The organism is Nocardioides sp. Soil_C_8 (genome assembly GCF_057656315.1).
This window is the reverse complement of sequence record NZ_JBDGKQ010000003.1, coordinates 150,248-169,283: the sequence shown is the minus strand read 5'-3', so window position 1 is coordinate 169,283 and position 19,036 is coordinate 150,248. Positions and strand designations below refer to the sequence as shown.

Annotated in this window: 15 protein-coding genes and 1 pseudogene; 7 read left to right on the top strand and 9 right to left on the bottom strand. The window is 71.7% G+C overall.

What is annotated here, in order from left to right; all coding sequences use genetic code 11:
* Window positions 1-44: 44 nt before the first annotated feature.
* Complete coding sequence (locus tag AC3A3L_RS14470) at window positions 45-320, top strand: HU family DNA-binding protein (protein ID WP_268111218.1); 276 nt, start codon at window positions 45-47, stop codon at window positions 318-320.
* 148 nt (window positions 321-468) lie between these two features.
* Here AC3A3L_RS14470 and AC3A3L_RS14465 read toward each other — a convergent pair whose 3' ends face one another.
* Window positions 469-1,893 (bottom strand): HNH endonuclease signature motif containing protein, encoded by a 1,425-nt coding sequence (locus AC3A3L_RS14465; RefSeq protein WP_487640741.1) that lies wholly within the window; start codon window positions 1,891-1,893, stop codon window positions 469-471.
* A 318-nt stretch (window positions 1,894-2,211) separates the two neighbouring features.
* Here AC3A3L_RS14465 and AC3A3L_RS14460 point away from each other — a divergent pair.
* Both AC3A3L_RS14460 and AC3A3L_RS14455 read left to right on the top strand, forming a co-directional pair.
* Window positions 2,212-2,673 (top strand): annotated as a pseudogene (locus AC3A3L_RS14460) (DDE-type integrase/transposase/recombinase); the annotation flags it as partial.
* Between the two features lie 35 nt (window positions 2,674-2,708).
* Window positions 2,709-2,996, top strand: coding sequence for an integrase core domain-containing protein (locus tag AC3A3L_RS14455; RefSeq protein ID WP_487640740.1), 288 nt, complete (start codon window positions 2,709-2,711; stop codon window positions 2,994-2,996).
* A 158-nt stretch (window positions 2,997-3,154) separates the two neighbouring features.
* Here the strand turns inward: AC3A3L_RS14455 and AC3A3L_RS14450 are convergent, their stop codons facing one another.
* The 4 genes from AC3A3L_RS14450 to pta form a co-directional block, all read right to left on the bottom strand.
* Window positions 3,155-4,501 (bottom strand): signal peptidase I, encoded by a 1,347-nt coding sequence (locus AC3A3L_RS14450; RefSeq protein ID WP_487640739.1) that lies wholly within the window; start codon window positions 4,499-4,501, stop codon window positions 3,155-3,157.
* A gap of 41 nt (window positions 4,502-4,542) precedes the next feature.
* Window positions 4,543-5,175 (bottom strand): hypothetical protein, encoded by a 633-nt coding sequence (locus tag AC3A3L_RS14445; RefSeq protein ID WP_487640738.1) that lies wholly within the window; start codon window positions 5,173-5,175, stop codon window positions 4,543-4,545.
* Window positions 5,176-5,419: 244 nt separating this feature from the next.
* Window positions 5,420-6,625, bottom strand: coding sequence for an acetate/propionate family kinase (locus tag AC3A3L_RS14440; RefSeq protein WP_487640737.1), 1,206 nt, complete (start codon window positions 6,623-6,625; stop codon window positions 5,420-5,422).
* On the bottom strand, window positions 6,622-8,697 hold the full coding sequence (gene pta / locus AC3A3L_RS14435) for a phosphate acetyltransferase (RefSeq protein ID WP_487640736.1): 2,076 nt from the start codon (window positions 8,695-8,697) through the stop codon (window positions 6,622-6,624). The genes AC3A3L_RS14440 and pta overlap by 4 nt, the downstream gene beginning before the upstream one ends.
* A gap of 153 nt (window positions 8,698-8,850) precedes the next feature.
* On the opposite strand from pta, the gene AC3A3L_RS14430 reads away from it, so the two are divergent.
* From AC3A3L_RS14430 to AC3A3L_RS14420, 3 genes are all read left to right on the top strand, one after another.
* Window positions 8,851-9,678: a sigma-70 family RNA polymerase sigma factor gene (locus AC3A3L_RS14430; RefSeq protein ID WP_487640735.1), complete on the top strand. Its 828-nt coding sequence runs from the start codon at window positions 8,851-8,853 to the stop codon at window positions 9,676-9,678.
* Between the two features lies 1 nt (window position 9,679).
* A complete protein-coding gene (locus AC3A3L_RS14425; protein ID WP_487640734.1) occupies window positions 9,680-10,120 on the top strand; it encodes an SRPBCC family protein in 441 nt (146 codons plus the stop codon).
* 123 nt (window positions 10,121-10,243) lie between these two features.
* Window positions 10,244-10,585, top strand: coding sequence for an STAS domain-containing protein (locus AC3A3L_RS14420; RefSeq protein WP_487640733.1), 342 nt, complete (start codon window positions 10,244-10,246; stop codon window positions 10,583-10,585).
* Here the strand turns inward: AC3A3L_RS14420 and AC3A3L_RS14415 are convergent.
* From AC3A3L_RS14415 to AC3A3L_RS14405, 3 genes are read right to left on the bottom strand one after another with little or no spacing between them, the layout of a single operon-like run.
* Entirely contained in the window at window positions 10,582-14,043 is a 3,462-nt protein-coding gene (locus AC3A3L_RS14415) for an ATP-binding protein (RefSeq protein WP_487640732.1), read from the bottom strand. The genes AC3A3L_RS14420 and AC3A3L_RS14415 overlap by 4 nt on opposite strands.
* A gap of 2 nt (window positions 14,044-14,045) precedes the next feature.
* Entirely contained in the window at window positions 14,046-14,798 is a 753-nt protein-coding gene (locus AC3A3L_RS14410; RefSeq protein WP_487640731.1) for a DUF4194 domain-containing protein, read from the bottom strand.
* The gene (locus tag AC3A3L_RS14405) at window positions 14,795-16,294 is read right to left on the bottom strand and encodes a DUF3375 domain-containing protein (protein ID WP_487640730.1); all 1,500 of its coding nucleotides are present in this window, start codon (window positions 16,292-16,294) and stop codon (window positions 14,795-14,797) included. The genes AC3A3L_RS14410 and AC3A3L_RS14405 overlap by 4 nt, the downstream gene beginning before the upstream one ends.
* A gap of 179 nt (window positions 16,295-16,473) precedes the next feature.
* Here AC3A3L_RS14405 and AC3A3L_RS14400 point away from each other — a divergent pair, with 179 nt between their 5' ends.
* Complete coding sequence (locus AC3A3L_RS14400) at window positions 16,474-16,944, top strand: phage tail protein (protein ID WP_487640729.1); 471 nt, start codon at window positions 16,474-16,476, stop codon at window positions 16,942-16,944.
* On the opposite strand, the gene AC3A3L_RS14395 is transcribed toward AC3A3L_RS14400, so the two are convergent.
* The gene (locus tag AC3A3L_RS14395; protein WP_487640728.1) at window positions 16,919-19,012 is read right to left on the bottom strand and encodes an elongation factor G; all 2,094 of its coding nucleotides are present in this window, start codon (window positions 19,010-19,012) and stop codon (window positions 16,919-16,921) included. The genes AC3A3L_RS14400 and AC3A3L_RS14395 overlap by 26 nt on opposite strands.
* Window positions 19,013-19,036: the final 24 nt, after the last annotated feature.

Genomic DNA, 19,036 nt, shown 5'->3' with positions numbered 1-19,036 from the left:
TGTTGAATGGCGGCTGTCCGTAACCCGATGAGCAGGAGCTCTACGTGAACAAGACTGAACTGCGCGACGCCATCGCGTCGCACGCCGAGCTGAGCAACGCCCAGGCCGACAAGGCCCTCGAGGCCGTCATCACCTCCATCACCAACGCCGTCGCCGGCGGTGACAAGGTCACCGTCCCGGGCTTCGGCACCTTCGAGTCCCGTGAGCGTTCGGCTCGCACCGGCCGCAACCCGCAGACCGGCGAGACCATGGAGATCGCAGCCAGCAAGGCGCCCGCCTTCAAGCCGGCCGCTGCCTTCAAGAACGCCGTCAACGGCTGACCCTTGCGCCTGCCCGAGCCACGCGGCTCGCGGCACCCGGAGGGAGACTGATCAGTCTCCGGGTGCTGCGGGCCGCGTGTCACGTCCGGAGGCTTTCGGACGTGCCTGTGCCCCCGCCCTCAGTGCTGGGGCGGGGTGTGGGGCGGGGTCATGGTCGGCGAGGGCGCGGGACGTCGAGCGGGTCGGGTGGATCGACCGCTGATCGCTCGACCGCGGTGGTGCCGGTGCGGTCGCGTCGGTAGGCGTGGCCGTGGGGGCTGGTCCACTCGAACACGCCTGGCGCGGTCGTGCGGTAGTGCCAGGCGGTGTGGGTCTTCAACCGGTGGTGGAACCTGCAGAGTGCCGCGAGGTTGCAGGTGATGGTTGGCCCGGGTTGTGGGCGGCCTTCCGCCTCTGCCTGATGGTCGAACTCGGTGACGTGGTCGATGTCGCAGCCCCGGGCAGGACGGGTGCACCACGGGAACACGCAGGTGCGATCCCGAAGAACGACCTGTTCCCGGATCCGGTCCGGAACCTCGTACGCATCGGTCTGAAGCTGAGCGTTCAGATCGATGACCGGCCTGATCGTGACCTTCGTGCGGGAGTCGCCGCACCAGTCGCGGATCTGGTCGAGCAGGATCATCCGCTGGCCCTCCTCCATCCGACCGGCGGGACCGAAGACCGTGGCGTCTCCGGAGAGGCCGGCGTCGAAGTGCGCGTGGAGGACCACCTCCCGCGCAGCGGGCAGGCGATCACGGTCGGCACCCGCCCCGGCGTCCTGGGTGTGGAGGTCGAGCGCGGTCTGGATGCGGGCGAGGTCGCCCAGCGCAGCCGAGCGGCGCGCTCCGAGCGAGGCGTCCGACCCGAGGGCCTTCAACGTGGCCGCACCGTGGGCGAGGGTGCGGTCGAGGTCGATGGCGTCGGCGATGTCGACCTCGGCCTCGATCCGCATCGTGCCGGCGTAGTGCACGTCGTCGTCGTGGATGGTGACGTGGCGCGGGTCGACCGACAGGTAGCCGTCCTCCGGGTCCGCCGCCGGGTCCGCCTCGGCGAGGTCGTAGCGTTTGATCGCCTCCGCGACGAGCCGGTCCAGCTGCGCCGGCCCGACCTTCCCCGCCACTGCTGCGACCTGCGCGTCGACGTACGCCGCCGCGTCACGAGTCAGCGCGGGCGACGTGTGGATGGTGACCTCCGCGACCGCGCGGGCCTTCCACGCCGGTACCCGACCCGCCTGCACGAGGTCCCACAGTCGCGGCAAGCGGTGGCGCAGCTCGAGGGCGTGGCCGACGAGCTTCTTCGCCGCGGTCGTCGACACCCCGAGGACACCGCCGAGCTCGGCAAGGCAGAACTCCGCCACCAGCGGCGCACCCTCACCCGCGATCGGCTCCTCGTGCTCCGAACCGGGCACCACGAACGCAGCCGCGTCGTGGATCGACTCCGGCGGATGCAGGTCCGCCCACCGCGCAGCGAGCACCAGCTGATCGGCCGCCGCACGCTCCTCGACGGCCCGGCGATCGCGGATCGCACGCAGCAGCCCGGAGGCGGCGAGGTCCTCGACCCCACCTGCTCCACGGCCTGCCAGCGTCTCGATCATGTGTTCGATTCTACCGGCGACCACCGACACTGCGCCTGTCATGTCTCAGGACATCGGTGACGAATCTGCATCAGGACATAGGTGACGCCTCCGACTGTGCCGGTGGTGACACTTCTGGCCCGAGTCTGCGGGGGTGGCAGTGAACGAACCCATCGATCCCCGTGTCCGCCTCGCCATCTCGCAGTGGCCAGATGATGCGGCGCGCGGCGCGGTGTCGACCTTCTGTGCCGAGCACGACATCTCCCACAAGACGTTCTACGAGCTACGCAGGCGCGCTCGTGATGATGGGCCGGCGGCGGTGCTCGAGCCCCGGACCCGATGACCGAGGACCAGCCCCTCGAAGCTGACCGAGAGCGTCAAGGCGCAAGCCCTCGACGTGCGAGCCGCGTTGGAGTCCTCGGGACTGGACCATGGACCGATCAGCGTGCACGACAAGATGCAGACGATGGGCTTGACCCCGGTCCCTCGATTGCGTCGTTGGCCCGAATCTTCCGCGATGCGGGCATGGCCCGACTCGAGCCGCGCAAGAAGCCCCGCTCAGCATGGCGCCGGTTCGTCTGCCCGGCACCGAACGCCTGCTGGCAGCTCGACGCAGCCGAGTACGTCCTGACCGGCGGCCGGAGGTGTGTGATCTTCCAGCTCGTCGATGACCACTCCCGCTATGCGGTGGCCTCACACGTCGCGCGGAGCGAGAACGCGGCGGACGCGATCGTGGCGTTCGACAAGGCCGTGGCTGCCCACGGTGTGCCACAGCGGCTGCTGTCCGACAACGGAGCGGCGCCAATCCCTCACGTCGCGGCCACCTGGGCCAGCTCGTGGAGCACGTCTCCTCGTTGGGTGTCGAGGCGATCACGGGCAAGCCTTACAAGCCGACCACCCAAGGAAAGAACAAGCGCTTCCACCAGACCCTGTTCCGTCACCTCGACGTGCAGCCCCCGGCCAGCACGCTGGCCGAACTGCCGGCCCAGGTCGACGCCTTCGACCTCATCTACGACACCCAGCGTCCTCACCAAGGCTTGCCGGGTCGGGTCACCCCACACACACTGCATGGCGGGACCACCGGGCATGCCACCCAGCCCCCCAAAGTGTCACCGAAGTCCTGAGACACCACCTGTCACCGATGTCCTGATGCAGAACTGTCACCGACGTCCTGAGACATCACACCGACACTGCGCCCCGTTCGACGCCTCCTGTGGATACCGAGCCAGCATGCCTTTCTGCGCTTGCAATGCGACGACTACCAGGCCTGTTGTCAGCTGACCTACCGGGCGGCCCAGTGGGCCGCGACGCGCGCGGCTGGAAGCGTGGAGTGGTAGATCGCGACGTTGTCGAGCTCGCCGTTGAAGGCCGGTGTGTTGAGCCAACCGATGCTGCCCTGGGCGACCCGCCAGAAACCCGTGTAGCTGCCGACGGCCGAGGTGGTGCCGGCGGCCACTGCGACGCCGTCGACGTAGATGGTCGTCGCGCGCGCCGAGGTGCTGGTCACGACGAGGTGGTGCCACGCGCCGTCGTTGTAGGCACGGGGCGTCGTGATGGTCTGGCTGCTCCATGGCCAGGAGCCGAAGGTGAGGCGACCCGTCGACTCCATCGTCACCGATCGGTCGGCCTCGCTGCCGAGAAGCGAGTAGCTGGCGTCACGGTCGTCCTCGAAGCCCGCTAGGTAGGCACGTGCGGTGGACGTCGTGCGGAACCACAGCTCGATGGAGTACGCCGACGGCGCGCTGACGGCCTGCGTGCCGAGCACGACCCTGCCTCCGGTCGCGCGGACGGAAGTGCCCGGGTTCTTGGGCAGCCCGCCTGCGCCGCCGGTGGTGAGGGAGCCGAGGTACTCCCCGGTGCGGTTGTTGCCGGACCGGTCGGTCGCGTACTGCCTGCCGGCAGGCTCGTCGAGCAGCCAGAGACCGTGCGGCTGGTCGGCCAGCACGGCGCCGACGTAGGGCTGGACCCATGCGCCGGCCGTCCAGGTCCACCCGGACGAGAGCGTGCGCGCGGTGAACGCCGCACCTGCCGCACCGCTGGTCCCGGCAGCGACCGCACCCACCGCGACGGCGGTCGCGACCGCCGCCCGCCGACGGCGCCGACGGCGCGGCCGCTCGCCGTCGAGCCGGGCGGCGGCCAGGGCGAAGGCTGCACCGCTGAGGACCAGCCAGAGGCCCAGGCGAAGCCACTGGTCCGTGCGGGCCCAGTGGACGGGCAGGCCGACCGTGGGGGCGAGCAGGATCGCCTGCGCCCGGATGCCGGAGGCCTCGAGGGGCGCCAGGTCGGTCACGTCGTTGGCGTCGCCTGCCGTGGTGAACTCTCCGTCGTCACGCCGCTCGACGATGCGGTGGACGAGCAGCCGGCCGTCCACCGCCGGGTCGTCGAACACGTACACACGGCCCACGCGGACCTCGTGGTCGTCCGACGTGGGACGGGCCAGGACGACGTCGCCCACGGCGATCGAGGGACGCATCGAGTCCGAGGACACGACGTACGAGCCCCATCCCGCGACGACGGGCAGCGCCGCGGTCGCGGCGAGCGTGAGCAGCACCGCCCGGTAGGCCCGGCACCCGAGCACGACGAGCAGCCGGGTCCACCCGGACCCGGCTACGTCGTCGCGCTCGCTCACGCGCTGCTCCCGAGAGTGAGGAGGGGTGATCAGGGGAGGTGTCAGGAGGTGGGCTCGGCGGTCCGCATCTCCCACTGCATGTCGACACCGGTCTTCGCCCCCTGCAGCTGGTCGATCTGCGACTGGGTCATCCCGGTGGTGTCGAACTTCCAGGTGAGGCGGTAGGTGCGTGAGTTCGTGCCCTTCGGTACGTCCCAGCCGCCGAAGGCGGTCTCGAAGGAGTTCTTCTGCGCGATCGCGGACAGCGGCGCGTTGGCCACGATCACGCCGTTGGCGCCGTCCTGCAGCGGCGTGAAGCCGGCGCAGTCGGCGAAGCTGCCGTCGGTGCCCGCCTCGATCGACATGAGGATGCGGTTCTCGAGGCCCTGGACCGAGGTCACCGGGTTGATCGCGAAGCCCTTGACGGTGCTGGGGACGCTCGCGTTGGCGGTGACCGTGATGCACTTGCTCTCTGTCTGGCCCGGGAGCATGTTGTTGACGCGGAAGCGCGCCTGGCCGTTGTCGTCGTCGGTGAGGTTCACCGAGCCGGTCGACCACTCGTTGCCCGAGTTGCGGGTCTGGCCGGTGAACGCGGCGTACGACGCCTGGTAGACGATCGCGCCGGCGGCGACGACCGCGATCGGGGTGGTGGCGGCGGCGAGGAGCTTCTGGGTACGCCGGGTGGGCTTGCGCATGGGTGTGGTCTCCAACCGAGAAGAGGATGCTGAGTCATCGCCCAGAGGGGCGGGGTGCACCGGATCGTGCGACCCGAACGCTGCGAGAAGCGTGGACCACTGGTCTAGACCTCGCCTGATCGATGGTCTCCCTGGGCCGCGAAATGACCCGACCTGCCCACGGCGGAGTGCGCCGGAGTAGTCCGTCCGGACCATCCGGGACGTCGGCGCCCCGGGTGGCGATGACGCCCTGGTCCCCCGCCGATCACGCGGGAGATGAGCCGCGCACGACGTCGAGCGCCTGGCGGGCGATCTCCCACTCCTCGTCGGTGGGGACCACGAGGACAGCGACCTCCGACCCGTCCACCGAGATCACCCGCGCGTCGTTGCGGTTCGCCTCGTTGCGCGAGGCGTCCAGCTCGATCCCGAGCCGGGACAGGCCGCCGAGGGCGGCGTCCCGGAGCACCGCGCTGTGCTGGCCGACCCCGCCCGTGAACACCACGGCGTGCAGCTCGCCTAGCGCGGCGTAGTACGCCCCGACGTACTTGCGCACGCGGTAGGCGTAGACGTCGAAGGCGAGGGTGGCGGCCTCGTCGTCCGCCGCGCGCCGCTCGGTGACCTCGCGGAAGTCGTTGACGCCTGACAGCCCGCGCAGGCCGGAGTCGCGGTAGAGCGCCCGGTCGATGTCGTCCAGCGACCAGCCGAGCTCGCGGTGCAGGTGGCCGTGGATCGCCGGGTCCAGGTCGCCGGACCGGGTGCCCATCACCAGCCCCTCGAGCGGCGTGAGCCCCATCGACGTGTCGACCGAGCGCCCGCCCCGGATCGCGGCCGCGGAGGCTCCGTTGCCGAGGTGCAGCACGACGAGGTTGGTGTCCTCAGCCGGGCGGCCGAGCAGCTCGGCCGCGCGGCGGGACACGAAGGCGTACGACGTGCCGTGGAAGCCGTAGCGGCGGATCCGGTGCTCCTCGCGCCAGGCCACCGGCACGGCGTAGGTGTAGGCGTGCTCGGGCATCGTCTGGTGGAAGGCCGTGTCGAAGACCGCCACCTGCGGCACGTCGGGGAAGAGCCGCCGGGCGACCCTCAGCCCCTCGAGGTTGGCCGGGTTGTGCAGCGGCGCGAGCGGGACGAGCTCCTCGACGGTGGCGAGCACGCGGTCGTCGACGACCACCGGCTCCGCGAAGAGGTCGCCGCCGTGCACGACACGGTGCCCCACCGCCGCGAGCGCGCCCTCGTCGATCGCCGGACCGTGCCGGTCGAACGCGTCGAGGGCCGAGCGCAGCGCGTCCTCGAAGTCCGCGAAGCGGCGCTCCTCGGTGTGGTCCTCGCCGCCGACCGAGTGCGTCAGCGCGCCGCTGTCCTCCCCGATCCGCTCCACCGTGCCGGACGCCTCGGCCGCACCGGTGCTGCCGTCGAGCAGGCGGTACTTCAGCGACGACGAGCCCGCGTTGAGGACCAGCACCCGCGCGGTCACGACTGCCCCTGCGCCTGGATCGCGGTGATGGCCACGGTGTTGACGATGTCGCGCACCAACGCGCCCCGGGAGAGGTCGTTGACCGGCTTGCGGAGGCCCTGCAGGACGGGGCCAACCGCGAGCGCGCCGGCCGAGCGCTGCACGGCCTTGTAGGTGTTGTTGCCCGTGTTGAGGTCCGGGAAGACGAACACCGTCGCCCGCCCGGCGACGGCGGAGTCGGGCAGCTTGGTCCGCGCGACCGCGACGTCGATCGCGGCGTCGTACTGGATCGGGCCCTCGACCAGCAGGTCCGGCGCGCGCTCGCGGACCATGGCGGTCGCCTCGGTGACCTTCTCGACGTCGGTGCCGCTGCCGGAGGTGCCGGTGGAGTACGACAGCATCGCGACGCGCGGCTCGACGCCGAAGGCGGCAGCGGTGCGGGCGGACGCGATCGCGATGTCCGCCAGCTGGGTGGCCGTGGGGTCCGGGTTGACGGCGCAGTCGCCGTAGACCAGCACCTGGTCCCTCAGGCACATGAAGAAGACCGACGACACCACCGACACCTCGGGCACCGTGCGGATCACCTCGAGGGCCGGCCGGATGGTGTGCGCGGTGGTGTGCACCGAGCCCGACACCATCCCGTCGGCGAGGCCGAGCTCGACCATCATCGTGCCGAAGTAGGACACGTCGACGACGATGTCGCGCGCCGCCTCGAGGTCGACGCCCTTGTGCGCGCGGCGCTGGTGGTACTCCTGCGCGAACCGCTCACGCAGCTCCGCGTCGTAGGGGCTGAGCACCCGGGCGGCGGAGACGTCGATGCCCAGGTGGGCCGCCTTGGCCCGGACGATCATCGGGTCGCCGAGCAGCGTCAGGTCGGCCACGTTGCGTCGCAGCAGGACGTCGGCGGCGCGCAGGATCCGCTCCTCCTCCCCCTCCGGGAGCACGATGTGCCGGCGGTCGGCGATCGCGTCGTCGAGGACCTGGTGCTCGAACATCAACGGCGTGACGACCGAGGTGCGGGCCACCTCGAGGCCGCTCATCAGCTCGTCGCCGTCGACGTGCTCGGCGAAGAGCGTCAGGGCCGTGGCGATCTTGCGGGGTGAGTCCTTGTCGAGGCGTCCGCGACGGTTGGTCAGGGTGGTCGAGGTGGCGTGGGTGCCGAGGTCGGTGGCGATGATGGGCAGCGCCACCGAGAGCCCGTCGAGGAGCCGGTCCACCTGCTCGGGCAGGTCGAGCCCGCCGTTGAGCACGATGCCGGAGATCTGCGGGAAGCTGGCCGACTGGTGGGCGGTGAGGACGCCCAGCACCACCTCAGGGCGGTCGCCCGGCGTGACGACGAGAGCGCCGTCGAAGAGCCGGTCGAGCACGTTGGGCAGCGTCATCGCCGCGACCACCAGCCCCGGCACCTCGCGCGCGAGCTGGGACTCGTCGCCTCGCACGAGGCGGCCTTCGCAGGCGGCCATCAGGTCACCCACCGACGGCGCGCTGAGCAGGGGCTGCTCGGGCAGCGCGAAGGCGGGCACACCGTCGCGGCGCAGCGCGGTCGCCGTCCGCTCGACGGCCTCCGGGTCGACCCGGTTGGCGATGACGGCGAAGAGCGTCGCGTGGTTGGCGGCGAGCTCGGCCTGCGCCATCGCCGCCGCTGCGCCGAGCTGGTCGACGGCCCGCCCGTGGCCGTTGAGCACCAGCAGCACGGGGGCGCCGAGGTTGGCGGCCACGCGGGCGTTGAAGGCGAACTCCGCCGGGGCGCCGACGTCGGTGTAGTCACTGCCCACGACGACCACGGCGTCGCTCTGCTCGGCGACCTGGTGGTAGCGCGCGACGATGCGGTCCATCGCACCGTCCGGGTCGGCGTGCACGTCGTCGTAGCTGACCCCGGCGCACTCGTCGTACGACAACGAGACCGCGTCGTGCGAGACGAGCAGGTCGAGGACGTAGTCGTGGACCTCACCGGTCGACGCCTCCGCCCTGACCACCGGTCGGAACACCGCGACCCGCGCCACCCGGCGCGACAGCTGCTCGAGCACTCCGAGCGCGACGGCGGACTTGCCGGTGAACCCCTCGACGCCGGCCACGTAGACGCTGCGTGCCATGCCCCGAACCCTAGCGGTGGCTGCACGCTGTCCATGGTTTGTCCAACGTTTCGCATTTCGGCTGTCGGGCCCCCGTGCCGCGCGGAGAGGATCTGGTCAGGCCCGCAGCCGCGCCGCCGACCAGTGACCGCCCATGGCCCGAAGGAGACGCTCGTGACCACCCTCGCGATGCCCCCGCAGCCCCCTGCCCCGATCAGCACCCGCAGCCATCGCGACCGCGAGGAGCGCGCCCGCCGCACGAGCCTCGTCGTCGAGGAGCTGCGTGCGGGGGTCCCGGAGTCGCGGCGCCGCGAGCTGGTGGACCAGCTGATCGAGGTCAACGCCGCCGCGGCGCGCTCGATGGCGGCGCGCTACCGCAACCGCGGCATCGACATCGACGACCTCGAACAGGTCGCGCTCATCGGGCTCGTCAAGGCCGCCCGCCGCTTCGACGCCACTGCCGGCCACGACTTCATGTCGTACGCCGTCCCCACCGTGCGGGGCGAGCTGCGCCGGCACTTCCGCGACTCCGGCTGGATGATCCGGGTCCCCCGCCGGGTGCAGCAGATGCAGGCGCGGATCAGGGACGTCCAGCACGAGCTCGAGGCGGAGCTCGGGTCCTCCCCCCGCCCGTCGCAGATCGCAGCCCGCCTGGGCGTCGACATCGACGACGTCGTCGAGGCGCTCGCGGCCGACGGGTGCTTCCGTCCCGCCTCCCTCGACAGCAAGGGCGAGGAGCAGGAGCGCGGCACCATTGCCGACGTCCTGGGTCACGAGGACCGCGGGCTCGCGTCGCTCGAGGCCAGGCTCGTGCTCGACTCCGCCCTCAAGGGCCTCACCGAGCGGGAGCAGCAGATCCTCCGCTGGCGGTTCGAGGACGAGCGCACCCAGCAGGAGATCGCCGACCTGGTCGGGCTGACGCAGGCCCAGGTGTCGCGTACCCTCACCCGGATCCTGGGCCGGCTGCGCACCGACCTCTCCGACCCCCTCTCGGCTGCCTGACATGCCGCACGTCGAACGCACCGTCACGGTTCCCGGCCGTCAGGAGGACGTCTTCGCCTTCCTGGCCGACTTCACCACGACCATGGAGTGGGACCCGCCGACCCGCACCACCGAGCGCATCGCCGGCGACGGTGGCGTCGGCACCCGCTACCGCAACGTGTCGAGCGTGCTCGGCAGCGACACCGAGATCCTCTACACCGTCGTGGTGCACGAGCCTCCGCGTCGCCTCGAGCTCGACGGGACGACGTCGTCGATGGAGATGCACGACACCATCCGCGTCGAGCAGGACGGCGACCTCGTGCGCGTCACCTACCGCGCTGACTTCCACCCGCAGGGCGCGCTCAAGCTCGCCACTCCCCTGCTGCCCGCGGCGCTCAAGGTGCTCGGCGACTCCGCCGCCGCGCAGATGGAGAAGGTCCTGCGCGAGCGCACGGCCTCCTGAGCGGCGCATCGCGAGCCCACGGCTTCGTTTTCTGTCCGCAGCGCTTCGCTCACAGGTGCGCCGGGCGCAGGTCCGCGGAGGACACTGGGAAGCACCGACGTTCGACGAGCAAGGAGGTCGCGCGTGCACACGGCCTTCCTGATCTCCGGCAGCCCTCCGTCCGCACGCCTGCGCATCATGGGCGACCTCGACCTGGCCACGCGCGACCGGCTCCGTGAGGTCATCGAGGACCTGCGCGACACGGGCTACGAGCGCATCGAGCTGGACCTCGCCGCGGTGAGCTTCATCGACGCGTCGAACCTCGGCGTGCTGCGCCAGCAGCAGCGCCGGCTGCTCGCCACCGGTGGCGCCCTGGACGTCGTGGCCGCCTCCCACAGGCACCAGCGTGTGGTCCGTCTGGTCGGCTACGACACGCTGCTCGCGCCCGGACCCGACCCCCGCGCAACGGGCGCGAGCAGCACCTAGGAACCCGACCGTGCGGCGTCGGAGATGGGCGTGATCCACGACTCGTGGGTGGCGCTGTTCTTGGTGATGGCCAGCAGCTCGTCCATGTGGGGCTCCAGACCCGTGACCTTGTCGAGCGGGACGCCGACGATCAGCTGGAACCCGAGGCCGCGCCACGCCTGGACGGCACGTCCGGCGAACTCGGAGTCGGCCTTCACGAAACCCTCGTCGAGGAACACCGGGGCGAACCGCGGCCGCGACCGCATCTCGTCACCGAGCCGGAAGCGGAGCGCGGAGCCGACGATGAAGGCGACCAGCTCCTGGCTCTCTCCGCCGCTCTTCTCGCCCAGCGTCCGGTAGGTCGCGCGGAGCTCGCCGGTGGTGTGGTCGTAGCGCTCGGCGCTGATCTCCACGTGGCGGCGTACGTCGAGGAGGCGCTCGCGGTCGGTCAGCGACGTCGCCGCGTCGCCGACCTGGCTCGGCCTGCGCAGCTGCTGCATGAAGCGGCTGAGCTCGGCGAAGCGCTTCTCGAGCGCGTCCTCGTCCAGGTCGGTCGCGGAGCCGGACGAGAGGCTGCGCAGGTCCTTCATGAACGTCTGCACGTGGGCCGGGGCCAGGCGGCGCAGGCGGATGCGCAGCCGGTCGCCCGACGCGCCGAACTCCAGGCGCCGCAGGATCGCGTTGATCGGCTCGAGCCGGTCCTCGATCTCCTCGACGGATGCGGCCATGGCGCCGACGAGCGGCACCAGGTCCTGCCCGCTCCACTCCGTGAGCCGGCGACGCCACTCAGCCCGCCGGGCGGCAAGCCCCTCACCCCGGATGTCGTCGAGGATGCGCGCGTAGTCGGGGTAGGAGTCGGCGGTCGCACCCAGGTTGGGCGAGTCCCACTGGAGCTTGTAGAGCCGGAACACCTGGGCCAGGTCGTCGTCGACCCGGCGCACCTCGGCCTCCGCGTCACCGACCGCGGTGCGGAGCCGCTCGGCAAGGCGCTGCGACGACTCGGCGAAGCGGTCGAGGTCGTCGGGATCGGCGGGCGCGGCGGCGGCCGCGAAGTCGACGGCGAGCGCGGTCTCCTGCTCCGGGGTCAGCACGACCCGACCGGCGTCCTCCATCGCCTGGAGCCGGTCCTTGACGACGTCCTCGGCGTCGACGAGCTCGCCGTGGGCGGCATTGAGCTCGCGCTGGCGCTGCTCCACGGCGTAGCGCGCCCGCCGCGTCTCCTCCAGGCGCGCGGTGAGGTCGGCGATCTGCGCCTCCAGCGCCTGGAGCCCGTCGTCGGACTCGAGGATCTCGGCGCGACGACGCTCGAGGTCGGCGATGCGTCGGTCGCTCCCGTCGACGTCGAGGTCGTCGAAGCGCGCGGCGGCCACGACGTCGTAGGAGGTGCGCTGCTGCTCCAGCACGCGTGACCTCCGGTCGAGCGAGGCCACCTCGGCGCCGACGCCGTCGAGCCGCTCCTCGAGCTCGGCCAGCTCGGCGTCGACCTCGGCGATCGCGTCGGCGTTGGAGAAGCCGATGATGTTGCGGGTGTCGTTGCGGCCGTGGGCACCGCGGCGCCCGTTGCGCGTCTGGCCCGCGACGGTGACGCGGAACCCTGCGCCGGCGAGCCCGTCGGCGGTCTCCACGCACAGCGCGTTGCGGGACGGCTCGCTGACGTGTGCCTGCACCCAGCCCGAGAAGGGCGAGTCCTGGAAGACCAGCTTGCCGGCGACCCGCTCCGGGTCGGCGGGGCCGAGGTCGGGCAGGTCGAGCTCGACGCCCTCGAAGGTCAGCCGGCCACGGAGCCGCAGCCCGTCGATCGCCGAGGAGAAGTCGTCCAGCCGGTCGAGCGGGACGAGCATCGTGCGGGCGCTGGCACCGAGCACCGTCTCGATCGCCGAGCGCCACCGTGCCTCGTCGGGCGCGACGTCGACCAGCTCTGCGACGAAGGGCAGCTCGTCGACGCCGAGCCCGCTCGCCCGCGCGACCTCGGCGCGCAGCTCGTCCATCCGGGCCGGCACCCGGCCGGCCCGGCTCTCCAGCGACGCCCGCTCACGGCGCAGCTCGGCCTGCCGCTGGCTGAGCGGGAACTGGTCGCGAAGCGCGGCGTCGCGATCGCGCCGGATGCGCTCCTGCTCCCGCTGGAAGCCGGACAGCCACTGCTGGGCGTGCATCTGCAGCACGGCGAACGACTCGCTCGACAGCAGCGCGGAGTCGACGTCGGGCGCCTGGGCGTCGGTGGCGTCGATGAGCGGGAGCAGCCGCTCCTGCAGGACCTCCCGGCGCTGGAGCCGGTCGTCGCGGACGACCTGCTCCTGCTCCAGCGACAGCGCGAGCGACTGGAGCGTCGATCCTCCCGCAGCGCGGTGGGACTCCTTGGCGGCCTCGAGGTCCGCGAGGTGGGTGCGCTCCGCGGACGTCGTCGTGCCGAGCTCGTCCGCGGCCGACGCACGCTCGGCACGGTTGTCCACCACCGCCGACTCGACGAGGCGGAGGTGGGTGCGCAGCAGCCACATCCGCAGCGGGGTGTCGCCGTCGAGCGTCACGCCGTAGGAGTCGAGCTCCGCGAGCCGGCGGGTGGCGGTCACCTTGCGGTCGTGGAGGTCGGTGATCGGCGCGAGGAGCTCGAGCTTCTGCTCCTCGGTGCGCATGGCCGTGTGGGCGGTGTCGAGGTCGTCGAAGTGCTCGATGGCCCGGTCGGCGGCGGCGAAGGTCGAGGGGCGCTCGAGGACCATGTCCTTGTAGAGCTCGTCGACGCTGCGCACCTGGTTGCCGGCCTGGATGCGGGCGAGCAGCCGGAGCGCCTTGGCGCCGTCGCCGTTGGCGCCGATGCCGAGCCGTGCGTGCAGGACGGCGGCGAACTCGGCATAGGTCCGGTGCACCCGGATGCCGGGGAACAGCTTCTTGAGGGTGGTGGCGTGGAACCGCTCGGGCACGGCGACCTCGAGCGTGTCGAGCGGCAGTGCGCCGTCCTGGGTGGCCAGCTGCATCTGCACGTCGGCCGACCGGGTCGCGCGCCGCGGGACGTAGTAGGTGCGGAGCACCGTGAAGCGGCCACCCTGGTCGTTGACGAACGTCATCGCGATGGCGCCCCACGTGTCGGAACCCTTGCCGCGGAGCAGCTTCTCGACCGGTCTGCCGGTGCGGGGGTCGTCGACGACGTCGACGGCACCGCGCAGGTAGGACAACAGGTTGCGCTGCCCGGCACCGCGGGCCCGGCCCGCGACGGCGTCGTTCGAGGCACCGTTGAACTTGGTGTCCGACGGCATCATCAGCGCCGTGTAGGCGTCGAGGATGGTGCTCTTCCCGACGCCCGAGGCGCCGGAGATCATCGTCGCGTCACCGCGGAGGGGTACGACGGTGAGGCCGCCGAAGCCGCCCCAGTTGACCAGCTGGAGCAGCGCCGCTCGCCACTGCATCGTGTCGTCGGAGGGTGTGGCCACGTCCCTGCGCTCGAACAGTCCGTCGACCGTCGGGTGCTCGATCTCGTCGATGGACATGCTCACTGCTCCTCTGCTGGGTCGTCGGCGACGGCGGGATCGACCTCGTCGTCGAACAGGTCGGCCGCGTCGTCGGGCTCGGACGCGGCCCCGCTCTCGTTGGCGGTCACCAGCGCCTCGAGGAGCTCCTGCAGGACCTCCAGCGGGATCAGCGGCTCCACGGCGTCGCTGATCTCGAAGCGCTCCTCCGAGGCGGTGGCGATCAGCAGACCCGACTTCACGAGGCTGGTGATCGCGTTGCGGGCCCTCTTCTCGTCGCCCGCGACATCGGTCGCGTGCGACGGCCGGAAGCTCGAGACGTAGCCGACGATGTCCTCCCGGTCGACGAAGACGCGGGTGTCCCCGCTCGCGACACCGGCTCGCAACCGGTCGCGCAGGTGCACCAGCACCAGCGTCTCCTCCCGTGACCACGCGGCGTCGTAGAGCATCGTCGGGAAGCGGGTCCCTGTCTCCGAGGTCGCCTGCCGTTTCCACGCGACCTCGCGGACACGGTCGACCGCCAGGTCCAGGAACAGGTCGTTGAGACGTGAGCGCAGGAGGCGCTCGTGCTCGACGAGCACCGTCCAGTCACGCGGGTGCGTGCGGGCACTGATGAAACGCTGCTTGAGCAACGTCACCAGCGCGCGGCGCTGGGCGTACTCGAGCCCGCCCTCGTCGCCCTCGAACAGCGAGACGGAGCCGGTGTCGAGCAGCTCGTCGTCGTCGATCTCGTCGATCGCGTCGAGCTCGGTCTCGGGATGCGTGTCGACGCTCATGCGGGAGCCTCCGTCGGGTGGGTCTCGTCCAGGTCGGGGTCGGGCAGCGGTGTCCGCGGCACGGCGAAGGCCCGCCTGCTGCCGTCGGGTCGGACTGCCTCGTAGTGCTCGAGGGCGTCCTCGGCGCGCCACTCGCGGTCGGCTGCGAGGTGGAGCAGCCCGAAGATCTCGACCGGTCGCCGGAGCGACGGCTCCAGCTCGTCGAACAGGGCTCCGAGGGACGCCACCGGGGACAGGGAGGCCATCGCCGCGTCGAGGCGCTCGCGCAGGCTCGCCAGCTTGGGTCCACCCTGCATCACGAGGTCGGCCAGCGAGACCGGCGGCGCGAGGTCGGGGTCGGGGGTGCTGATGCGCTCGGGCAGCACGTCGTCGGCGGGGTCGTGGAAGCGCTCGCGCAGGTGGTCGACGCTCGTCCGGGCGGGCAGGAGCGCGACGTCGTGGGACGCGCGCGGTCCGGTGGTCGCCATCCACGTCATCAGCTCGGACTCCACCTGGCGCAGCGTCTGCTCGAGCTCGCGGTCGCGGGCCGCGTCGTGGGAGACGATGTACTCCTTCAGGGTGGCCGTCACCCGGGAGCGCTGCGCGAGCACCCGGTCGAGACCGTCGCGCACCAGCCGCACGGTGCCGCGCAGCTCGGCACGGTCGGCGTCGCTGAGGAGCCGGTCCGAGAGCGGGTGCTCGAGCAGGTCGGTCAGGTCCTCGCGCAGCTGGGTCACCAGGGCGTCGTCGCGCAGCAGCGCGAACGCGCCCTCGAACGCCCGGCCCTCGTGCGTCGCGGTCATCAGCGCGTCGGCACGGGCGAGGTAGTCGTCGATCACCTCGCCGGCCGGACGGTCCTCCGCCCGGAACGCGGACAGGATCTCCGCCCGGATGGTCGCGAACCGCTCCTCGACCCGGGCGAAGTCGCTGGGCAGCGCCGAGATCAGCGACAGCAGCTCGGTGAACCCCTCGAGCATGTAGTCCTCGGTCGCTCCCTCCAGCTCGCCGCCGTCGACCAGCCGGTCGCGTTCGGCCTGCAGCCGTGCGATCTCCTCGTTGAGGATCGTCACGCGGGCCGTACGGTCCGGGTTGGCCTCGGAGTTGAAGCGGCGGACGGTGCCGAGGATGGTGGCGACCCGGTGCTCGCTGAGGGTGGCCCGGTCGCGGGCGAGGTTCTTCACCAGCTCCAGCGCCTGCTGCGCGTGCGAGGTGAGCGCGTAGACCTCGTTGCCCGCCTCGTCGAGCGACCGCACCAGCCACTGCCCCCGCATCCAGCGCTGGCAGACCTCCCTGCCCGTGCCGGTCGGGACGTCCTGCTCCCCCGCCAGCCGCATCTGCGCCAGGTGCTCGTCAACCTGCGTGTGCAGCCGGGCCGTCGGGATCGGGTTGTTGTTGCGACCGAACGCCGCGCGGAAGATGGTGATCACCACGGGCGCCTGTCGCTGGTGGAGCAGGGTCAGCGTGGGCTGGGCGAACGCGCCCTGCACGCGCGCGAGCTCGCCGGCGATCTCGCTCACCACTCGGTCTCCCGCCTCGTCCCAGCTGCCTCGTCCCCGCCTGTGTGCGGTGCGCAAGCATCGCAAAGGGCACCGACGCGGCGTGGAGGGGGGCCGGGAGCGTCACACTTCCGTGAGCTGGTCCGTCGTCACCATGACGCACCGAACTCAGCGCGTGCGGCCAACGGAAGGTGTCAGCCATGACCTACGCAGTCGACTTCACCGAGGTCTCCACGACCGGCCTGGAGTCCTCGCCCGTCGCCGAGGCCCTCGCCGGGCTGCGGGCCAACGAGGCTCGCTACTACAAGAACAAGTACGACCACGACTTCGTCACCGAGCCGGCCGACGCGTCGGCGGACCTGGTCGCATGGGTGCACGGCATCCTCGCGGACGAGCGCGGCATCGTGATCTCGTCGCGACCGCTGGAGGCGACCCTCTGCGACGTCGACGGCATCTCCTGGGCCCACGTGTTCTACGAGTCCGGCCTGGCGGTCAACGTCCTCTGGACCCGTGCCGAGGGCGGCAAGCGCGCCGTCGGGTTCAAGCTCTCCGAGGGGATGGAGCCGCCGAGCGAGCTGGGCGCCTTCAAGTGGGTCCGGCAGAAGTCCAAGCTCGCCGGCACCGTCCGAGGCAGCTACTTCGTCATCAAGGGGAGCCACGACCTGCCGTGACGGCGACCTGGTCCGGCACCCGGTCGTAGTGCGCGAACGCCCGGGTGAACGATGCCGACCCGTGGGCGAGGGAGCGCAGCTCGGTGGCGTAGCGACGGAGCTCCAGCTGGGGGACGTGCGCCCGGACGACGACCCTGCCCGGCTCGCCGGCCGGCTCGCTGCCGAGCACCTTCCCCCGGCGTGCGGAGAGGTCCCCCATGATGGTGCCGACCAGGGCGTCGGCGACGAGCACCTCCACCTCGTCGACCGGCTCGAGGAGGCAGGTCCCCGCTCGCGTGGCGGCGTCGCGCAGGGCGAGTCCGCCCGCGGTCTGGAACGCCATGTCGGACGAGTCGACGCTGTGGGCCTTGCCGTCGGTCAGGGTCACCCTGAGGTCGACCGTCGGACAGCCGTTCACGACGCCGCGCATCATCTGCGACCGGATCCCCTTCTCGACCGAGGGGATGAACTGCCGCGGCACCGCACCTCCGACGACCCGGTCGACGAACTCGAACCCGCCGCCCTGCGGGAGGGGCTCGACCTCGATGCTGCACACGGCGTACTGCCCGTGCCCACCACTCTGCTTGACGTGCCGGCCGTGGCCGGTGGCCGGGCCGGCGAACGTCTCCCGCAGCGGCACCTGGACCTCGACCTCGTCGACGTCCACGCCGTAGCGACCGGCGAGCCGGTCGAGCAGCACGTCCGCGTGGGCCTCGCCCATCGTCCACAGCACGACCTGGTGGGTCTCGTCGTCCTGCTCGACGCGCAGGGTGGGGTCCTCGGCAGCGAGCCGCTGGAGTCCCGAGCCCAGCTTGTCCTCGTCGCTCTTCGTCCGGACCTGGATCGCCACCGGGAGCTGCGGGTCGGGGACCCGCCAGGGCTCCAGCACGAGCGGCGTGTCGACGTCGGTGAGGGTGTCGCTGGTCTCGGCGCGGCTGAGCCGTCCGATCGCGCACAGGTCGCCCGCGACCACGGCCGGGGCGGTGCGCTGCGACTTCCCCAGCGGCACGGAGAGGGAGCCGATCCGTTCGTCCTCGTCGTGGTCCGGGTGGCTGGAGGCCGGGTCGCCGCCCGCTGTCCACGCCGAGCGGTGGCCGGACACGTGCACGGTCGCGTCCGGCAGCACGGTCCCCGAGAAGACACGCACCAAGCTGACCCGACCGAGGTAGGGGTCGGTCGTCGTCTTGACGACCTCCGCGACCAGCGGTCCGGCGGGGTCGCACGTGAGCTCCGGGCCAGGTCCTCCCGTCGGCGTCCAGGCCTTCGGCATCGGGTGCTCGAGCGGTGAGGGGAAGGCCGCCGCGACCAGGTCGAGGAGCTCGGAGGCTCCGGCGCCGGACGTGGAGTCGACCGGGACGACAGGGTGCAGCGAGCCCCGCGCGACCGCGAGCTCGAGGTCGCGCAGGAGGAGTCCGGCATCGATCTCCTCGCCGCCGACGTAGCGCTCCATCAGCGTCTCGTCCTCGGACTCCTCGATGATGCCCTCGACCAGCGCCGATCGCTGCGCGTCGTGCCCGTGGTCGCCGGTGATCAGGCCGACCAGGCGTCCACCCTCGTGCAGGTAGACCGGCAGGACCCGCTCGCCGAAGGCGTCCTGCGCCTGCGCCACCACCCCGTCGACGTCCGCGCGCGCGTGGTCGAGCTTGGTGACGACCACGGCGCGGGGCATCGCCACGTCCGCGCACTCGCGCCACAGCGCCCGTGTCGCCTCGTCGACGCCCTCGTTGGCGGCGACGACGAAGAGCGCGCAGTCCGCGGCCCGCAGGCCGGCTCGTACCTCGCCCACGAAGTCGACGTACCCGGGGGCGTCCAGCAGGTTGATCTTCACTCCGTCGTGCACCAGGGGGGCGAGCGCGAGCGCGACGGAGCGCCGTTGGCGGTGCTCGACCTCCTCGAAGTCGCACACGGTCGTGCCGTCCTCGGTGCTGCCGGCCCTGTTGAGCACCCCGGCCGCGACCAGCAGCCGCTCGACGAGGGTGGTCTTCCCCGAACCGGCCGCGCCCACGACCACCACGTTGCGGATCGCGTCGGGCCGGGTCGCGACCGGAGGGCCCGCCTGCCCGGCACCACCACCGGAATCTCTGCTCACCGTGACGGCTCCCGCTCACTCGTA